Raw genomic sequence first — 6,284 nt, 5'->3', positions numbered from 1 at the left:
AAGAGCGGACAGGAACCTGGGGTACGCTGGGGGCATGACTTACGGCTATCTCAGCATAAGCGCGCCCAGCGGTGCAATCTGCTTCGTGGCTAACGATGTCGTGCTGAGATTTGACAAAAATATAAAAAAATATAAAAAGATTTATATACACCAAAGGGCATCTAAAAAATGAAAAGGTGAGAGAATGAGTTTAAAGGATGCGGTAAGAGCTGAGCTGAAGAGGATAGGCATTCTATGGCTGATCGTTCTAGTGATCGCGGGCTCCATGGTTGTTTTGACCGCGCCCGCTGGGGCCCCGAACCCCCCCTCTGCGCCCAACGACATCTCAGTCCCCAGATTTGTCGGCAATTTCACTCTGGGTGGCGAGAAGGTCGTAGCGTCCACCGTCGTCTTCAAGGTCGGGACTCCGGCCAGCGTCGCCGAGAAAGCCTACAGCGAGATTTTAAGCAAGTACACGATCCAGCGGGCTGTCCAGCTTGACAACGGGAGGAGCGTCACCCTTAGGGAGATCCGGGTCTCTAAGCTTGTGAAAGATGCTTCGGGCCGGTACATGTTCAGGGTGGCTGAGGCCCCCCACGTCCTCTCGCGCCTCTTGGCCCCCTACGAGCAGTACATTGATAGGGTCGTCTATAAGCCCGTGCCGAGGACGATGGAAATAGAGCCTCTCGACGGGAAGCTGCCAAACCCTCCGGCCCCGGCGCCCACCAACGTGATAATCAGGGATCTTATCGGCGTTTCTAGGGCCCAGTCCGTCTACGGTGTGACGGGTAAGGGGGTCGACATAGCCATCGTCGACACGGGGGTCGACTACGGCCACCCCGACCTGACAACAGCGCTGAAGTACTGGTCGGGAACCTACAAGGGCGAGAGCATCAGGGAGCCGTTGGTCATGGACGCCGACGAGTCGCAGGTGCTCATCCTCCAGGAGGTGACGCTAGTTAACTCCACCCATGTCTACGTTGGGGGGAGGATGTACACCACACTGACCCCGTGGCCCGTCGAAATCTACCCGCCCTACGATTACTACCGCATACCTAGTTATGTCTACACTCAAGTAACTCAGGGCGCTAAGCTAAGGTTCGGGTTAACCTACATGTTTGGGTGGTATGGGACAAAGATAGTGGGAGTTTTACTTTATAACCCTCCGGTTCATGGTTTCTATTCTTATGCAATCGTCGATGTCAACGGTAACGGCAACTTTGCAGACGAAATTGCACCTCCAATAGACGCTTATGCAAGGGGTAGTGCTTTGCGTTATTCCGCGAACAGGGTTATCGCTCCGGACTACGATAAGAACGGGTTCCCGGATGACTCGCTGGGAGTGGCTGGCGGCTTCTTCTACGACTGGTGGTGGTACTTCAGCTACCCGGCCGAGATTCACGCTGGCTGGGACAAGCAGGGCAGATGGCTGAGCATCTTCTACGACTTCGATGGGCATGGTACTTCCTGCGCGTCCGCCGCGGCAGGCCGGGGTGTGGTGACTTACAACATTACTAACCTAGGTGCTGTTAAGCTCACGGGCATGGCTCCTGGGGCCAGCGTCATAGGCGTCAAGGCCCTCTGGATTGGCAACTCCGAGGTGGGCATGCTGTGGGCAGCTGGCTTCGATGTGGATCCATATACTGGAAAGTTCTACTACACCGGCTCGAGGAGGGCCACGCTGATCAGCAACAGCTGGGGCATCTCGTGCTTCACTTGCGACTACGGCGCCTTTGGCTACGACTACGAATCGGTGTTCGTCGCCGGGCTCTCGCTGCCAGGCTTCCTCGACCCCAGGTACCCGGGGATCCTGATAGTGCAGGCTGCCGGTAACGGGGGTCCCGGCTACGGCACGGTGACCTCGCCGGGCGCCTCACCCGGAGTGCTCACGGTCGGTGCCTCGACCAGCACGCACTTCGCCTACGCTGAGAATATCTTCGAGTCGGGTGCCGGGTGGAGCAGTGACGAGATCATCAGCTGGTCAGCCCGAGGGCCGACGATCATAGGCTACACAAAGCCCGACGTAGTCAACGTGGGAGCTTTCGGCTTCACGGTGGCGCCTGTGCGCCAGAACTACACCATCTTCGGCGGTACTAGCTACGCCACGCCGCTGACGGCAGGCGTCGCTGCGCTGGTGTACGAGGTGCTGGGAACAAGCGCTGACCCAGCGCTCGTTAAGAATATCATCGCCTCCACTGCGAACTACTTGCGCTACGACCCCGCCTCCGAGGGCTCTGGGCGCGTTAACGCCTTCGGGGCAGTCTCGCTGGCGCGCCTGCTCTCGAAGAAGACTGCCGCGGAGTACAAGCTCCAGGTCTACGGCAGCTCGCTCTGGCAAGCCTACTCTGCCGCTGCGTCGAGCATCTGGGGCTGGCAGTGGTGCGACAACATAGCTGCGATGATGCTCCAGTGGGCCGGCACGGAGCTGCCTGTGCCGAGCTGCGCGCTGCCAGATACGGCCTCCCGGAGGATCGACCTCACAGCGTTCTTTGGCACAGTGGCCCAGGGCGGCTCCTCCTCAGTTACGCTGACCGTCAGGAATCCGACGAACAAGACCGTCACGGTCACAGTTTACCCGACGATGTTGACCCTGAAGAATCAGAAGATTTTGAACACCTCCCTATCGCTGAGCCCGAATGCTCCCAACAACAGGACACGTTGGGTGTTCACTTCCGAGAACCTTACGAGCACCCTCAGGTTCATGGAGGTAGTCGCCACGATCCCCTACTCGGTCTTTGACCCTAACAACAACTACCAGGCGGACGTGAGGGTGAGGGTGTGGATACACTTGTGGAAGGCGGACAAGAACAGCAACGGTATCCCAGACCCTGACGAAACTATACTGGTGAACTACGGTTACGGCTGGTCTAACTGGAACCTAGCGACGATGTCGTACCCCACGGGGAAGCTTGGCACTAACAAAGGCATCGTCGTGACCGTCGAGCTCGTGCGGGGCTTCGCGCCGAGCGGAGCGTACGTGCCTCCCGTGCCGATCACCGTGACCATCAACTATGTCGACGTGGTGTACGGGGCCCCAACGTGGGTGTCGGTTTCGCCCAGCTCCGCCACGCTGGCGCCGGGCGCGTCCCAGACCTTCAACCTTACTGTGAAGGTGCCCAGCAACGCGGCTCCTACCACGTACACGGGCTACCTATTGGTAGCAAATAACGCGACGGGACCTATCGCAGTGCCCTACTCGTTCAACGTCTATGCCAGCGTGGGCACAGCGGCGGTCGAATTGACTGCAGGCGTGAACGGCAGGTGGCCTCCCGTCAACGTCATTAGGGGTGCTACTAACTGGGCTTGGCGCTTCGAGAGCGGTGACTGGCGGTGGTTCTACGTTAAGCCGAGCGCGTCCAACGCCCTGGCTCTCGAGTACGCTGTGCAGTGGTCGCTCCCGGACACGTCGCTGATAGGCTTCGCGGTGGGCCCCGACGGGCAGTTCGCTGGCGGGTACTTCGGCCAGGGCGCGTCCTGGTTCAAGTACCTGGGAGGCGGGACGTTCGCATGGATGGGCACCGGCGCCGGCTCGATACAGAACGCTAAGAGGTTCGTGATGTTCCCCGCCATCGACTACAGGTACTGGCTCTACCCGCACAAGAAGCCGGAGGACGGCATATTCACGCTGATCGTGAGGACCGCGCTGTTCGACGCTTCGCAGGGGGCCAGCGAGGGCTTCTCCGCGCTCGTGCGCGTGCTTCCCGCGGCCCAGAAGCTCCCGAGCTCCGCCATAGACGGCGGCTCCTTCCCGATGAGGTTCTCGCTGCCCTACATCGTGCAAAGGATTTACGCGAGCACAGGGCGATCATGGACTCCATTACTCGACTACGATCAGGAGTACACTCCAGGGTCTTACTACGTCTCCCCATCGTCTGTCTTGGGCCCGTACCCCTCTAACACTCAGTTCACGTTCAATGTGTACGTGTGGAATAACGGCGCGCCGGGCCAGAAGTTCGACGTTTCAGCGCTCTACTCCATCAGCCTGCCTTCGCTGCCGGTGTACTACAGGTATGCTAACAGCTACTACAAGCTGACTGACTACTACACATTCGAGGACTGGATCCGAGTAATTAAACAATAGTACTGAATAACTAAAGTATTTTTTTTCTTAATGGTATTTCTCCTCTTGTCTATTTGGAAATAGTCTTAAAAAATAGCTCCTACTCGATTCTGTACGACGTCTCCTTGTCGTTACGGCGGCTACTAGCTACGCAGACTGTTCCCCGAGGACGAAGTTGTACGATCTGATGCTGCAGGGTACATTGCTCAACCAATCTCGCTTCGTGTAGTTCGCGTGACGCCAACCCATGTCTGCGTCACGCGCTCGCGATGGGCACGCTGTAGACCTCCGTGGCGGCCTCCCAGCAGAGTCTTAGCCAGTGTACGCTGTACTGGGGTTGAAAGCAGCTAGTCCAAAGCCTGGATCAACAGTTCCGCCCTTGCTGCGCGTCCGTCGCGCAAACTGCTTGCGATGAACGTAGCTCCCGAATCGGCGGTAGATGATCCATCTACCTATTGGGTCGACCTATCGATCCTAGCCCCCACCAGAAGCTGGGTTGAGCTGGACGGAGCTGTGAGTGCCGGGTTCATCTTGACCATCTGTGGAGCCAGGCTGTACCTCGCCGTGAGGGGCCTCGCCTCAGGGATCCCTGCTCGCGCTCGGATCAGTGTGGAGCGGAGATGTCTACGGGCTCCGCGCTCCGGGCCGGTACCATGGCCACTCCGGGCCAGCTTCGCACTGTAGTCAGAGGCGAGGGGAAATTGACTACTGATAGCCACATCGACGTAGCTGTAGTGGTTAAGGAGCTACCTAGAAGCAGTATTGGAAGAGCAGAAATTCTTGACAAGGTATGGAAGATCATGGAGAGCAGAGGAGTTCCATGGTGGTACCCATTCGAAATACTAATAACACATGAGGATCTAAAACTGCTAGGAAAAACTAAGGCTTATCAAAGCACATGAACTTACATGAAGTGAGCACCAGTGGAAGATTGAAAGAGTGGACGATACTGTTGCATTAATGTCTAGAACCCCGCCAATACCTAACAACTCCGCGGAAAAACGCTCCATGAAGGAGTATCTCGGAGAGGGTGGTAGGGAGGGGCAAGGCCCTTGAACTGGGTCTTCTCACGAGCGGTGAGAAAGCCAACCTTCTCAAACACAGGACTAGAGCGTCCATCATGGATGTGTATAAAGAATTTAGCTATTGTTTGTGAGAAGCCTAAAGGGTAGGTAAAGGCTGTGACAAGGGTTGATAAGGAAGTCATTAAGAAGCTTATTAACGAAGCTGAGGAGGCTTTAGACGAGATCAGAAAGATCTTAGCCATTGAATTGAGCAGTTTTGTGAGCAACAGATCTTTCAGATTCAGCAAATGCTGTGTAATCATGGTCGTTGAAGCTCTGGCTGACTTGGCTGTGGCTATATTGGAGAAAGATTTGGGGGTAGGCTGTCGAGGCTTACAGAGATGCTTTTCTAAGGCTTGCCGAGAAAGGGGTTATAAGCGCTGAAAGAATGGTTAATTATTGGGGAAAAATTGCGAGAAGTAAAACCATGGGATATAGATTGCTAATTTACAGCGAAAATCATCTTTCAATAATGGGGCGTAGGGCGCCGGATTCTTCAGTTGTCCTCTAGACTTAGAAAGCAACATAGCTGTGGAATTTCTATCTTAACAACAACCATGGGGGTACAATATAGAAAACCTCCCAAAAGTAAGAGAAAACGTTAGTCAACATGGCATTGAATACTTCTCACTAGATCCCTTATCACATGTATCCTCACGTATTTACGTGGCTCCAAAATATCTGCATGTGCTGAAAGGTTTAGTAGGGAACTGTGATATAGTTCATTGGGCAGGCCCCACATCCTCGGCCACTTAGCGACTTGGTGCTAAAAAATTTAATTTCTAAACTTAAGAAGCCCCTAGTCCAATGTCTGGATCTACCTCTATTCATAGCCAAAAGCTAAGAGAGCTAGCTACGTGTTGCATAATATCTTTAATCACATAAGATTGCTTAATCCACTGAAAAGGAAGAGCTGTATCATGTTATCAATAGAGACGATTATCACGTTCTTAGAAGCCGAAACATTAGGACATTTTATGTTCCAAACGGTGTGGATACACAATTTTTGCCCTTTAAATGATAAATTCAAATTTGATAGCTTCACAGTTTTAATTATCGTTTTAGTTGGCAAAAAGGCATAGATTTTGTGCCATGAGAAGTTTAGAAAAGCCGTCCGGGCTAGGATTTTTTTGCCGGGCAATACTAGTTTCCAATGCTTAATGTTTCCCGGGGCTCTTTGA

General features: G+C 54.4%; 4 protein-coding genes. 3 read left to right on the top strand and 1 reads right to left on the bottom strand.

All coding sequences use genetic code 11. The features are described from left to right. Positions 1-184 precede the first annotated feature (184 nt). The 3 genes from ACP5KC_RS08240 to ACP5KC_RS08230 all read left to right on the top strand — a co-directional run bounded on the left by ACP5KC_RS08240 (position 185) and on the right by ACP5KC_RS08230 (position 4,941). Entirely contained in the window at positions 185-4,060 is a 3,876-nt protein-coding gene (locus ACP5KC_RS08240) for a S8 family serine peptidase (RefSeq protein WP_428287242.1), read from the top strand. A gap of 390 nt (positions 4,061-4,450) precedes the next feature. Continuing rightward, a complete protein-coding gene (locus ACP5KC_RS08235) occupies positions 4,451-4,723 on the top strand; it encodes a hypothetical protein (protein ID WP_428287241.1) in 273 nt (90 codons plus the stop codon). A 17-nt stretch (positions 4,724-4,740) separates the two neighbouring features. Continuing rightward, on the top strand, positions 4,741-4,941 hold the full coding sequence (locus tag ACP5KC_RS08230; RefSeq protein ID WP_428287240.1) for a hypothetical protein: 201 nt from the start codon (positions 4,741-4,743) through the stop codon (positions 4,939-4,941). A 1,039-nt stretch (positions 4,942-5,980) separates the two neighbouring features. Here ACP5KC_RS08230 and ACP5KC_RS08225 read toward each other — a convergent pair. Continuing rightward, positions 5,981-6,284, bottom strand: a 304-nt coding sequence (locus ACP5KC_RS08225; protein WP_428287239.1) for a hypothetical protein, incomplete at its 5' end; no start/stop codon positions are given.

Origin of the sequence: Infirmifilum sp. (assembly GCF_049970975.1) — an archaeon.
Taxonomy (GTDB): domain Archaea; phylum Thermoproteota; class Thermoprotei; order Thermofilales; family Thermofilaceae; genus Thermofilum; species Thermofilum uzonense.
The sequence above is the reverse complement of the archived record's forward strand: the minus strand, read 5'-3'. Positions and strand labels throughout refer to the sequence as shown.

Bases quoted from the DNA above. Each gene is read 5' to 3' on its own strand.
- ACP5KC_RS08240 (WP_428287242.1), top strand. From the start codon at position 185: ATGAGTTTAAAGGATGCGGTAAGAGCTGAGCTGAAGAGGATAGGCATT.
- ACP5KC_RS08235 (WP_428287241.1), top strand. From the start codon at position 4,451: ATGAACGTAGCTCCCGAATCGGCGGTAGATGATCCATCTACCTATTGG.